Origin of the sequence: Chengkuizengella axinellae, from assembly GCF_030730905.1 — a bacterium.
In the GTDB taxonomy this organism is placed as follows: Bacteria; Bacillota; Bacilli; order Paenibacillales; family KCTC-33759; genus Chengkuizengella; species Chengkuizengella axinellae.
In genome coordinates, this window is the sequence record NZ_JAVAMP010000048.1 from 1 (window position 1) to 1,164 (window position 1,164).

A 1,164-nucleotide genomic window follows, 5' to 3' on the forward strand; every position below is an offset into this window, starting at 1 on the left:
TGGAAGTGCAGAAGCAAAAACAAGTGAAGCAGCAACGATAACGATCACAGTCAATCCAGTGAACACGAAGCCAGCAGCAGATAACCAAGCTGTGATAACAAATGAGGGTGAATCCATAGAGATTATCTTAACTGGAAGTGATGAAGAAACTGACTCATCTGATTTAATCTTTAACGTAGATGAAGCAAGTGTACAGAATGGCACGATCACAGTAGAAGGTTCAAAAGTCATCTATACTCCAGCAGATGGGTATAACGGAGAAGATAGCTTTACCTTTACCGTGACAGATTTAGGAGATGGAACAGCAGGAGCACAAACAAGTGAAACAGCGACGGTAACGATCACAGTCAATCCAGTGAACTCAAAACCACAAGCGAATAATCAAGCAGTAGATACGAATGAAGGAGAATCTGTAGAGATCACCCTTACTGGAAGTGATAATGAAACTGAGTCATCCAATTTAATTTTTAACGTAGATGAGGCTAGTGTACAGAACGGAACGATTAGAGTAGAAGGTTCGAAAGTCATCTACACTCCAGCAGATGGATATAACGGAGAAGATAGCTTTACCTTTACAGTCACAGACTTGGGAGATGGAACAGCAGAAGCACAAACAAGTGAAGCAGCGACGGTAACGATCACAGTCAATCCAGTGAATTCGAAACCAGCAGCAAATAATCAAGCTGTGGAAACGAATGAAGGAAAATCCATAGAAATCGTCCTTACTGGAAGCGATGATGAAACCAATTCATCCGATTTGATCTTTAACGTAGATGAAGGAAGTATTCGGAATGGAACGTTAGTGGTGGAAGGTTCCAAGGTTACGTATACCCCAGCAGAAGGATATAACGGCCCAGATAGCTTTACCTTTACCGTGACAGATTTAGGAGATGGAAGTGCAGAAGCCCAAACGAGTGAGTCAGCGACGGTAACAATCACAGTCAATCCAGTGAACATGAAGCCAGCAGCAGATGAACAAACTGTGGAAACAAATGAGGATGAAGCAGTAGAAATCATCCTAACTGGAAGCGATGAAGAAACTGAGTCATCCGACTTAATCTTTAATGTAGATGAAGACAGTATTCAGAACGGAACGATCACAGTAGAAGGTTCAAAAATCATCTACACTCCAGCAGAAGGATATAACGGAGAAGATAGCTTTAC

General features: G+C 41.8%; 1 protein-coding gene. It reads left to right on the plus strand.

Features of this window, described 5'->3' with window-relative positions:
* A partial coding sequence (locus tag Q5Y73_RS24580) for an Ig-like domain-containing protein (protein WP_305994562.1) occupies positions 1-1,164 on the plus strand: 1,164 nt, incomplete at both ends.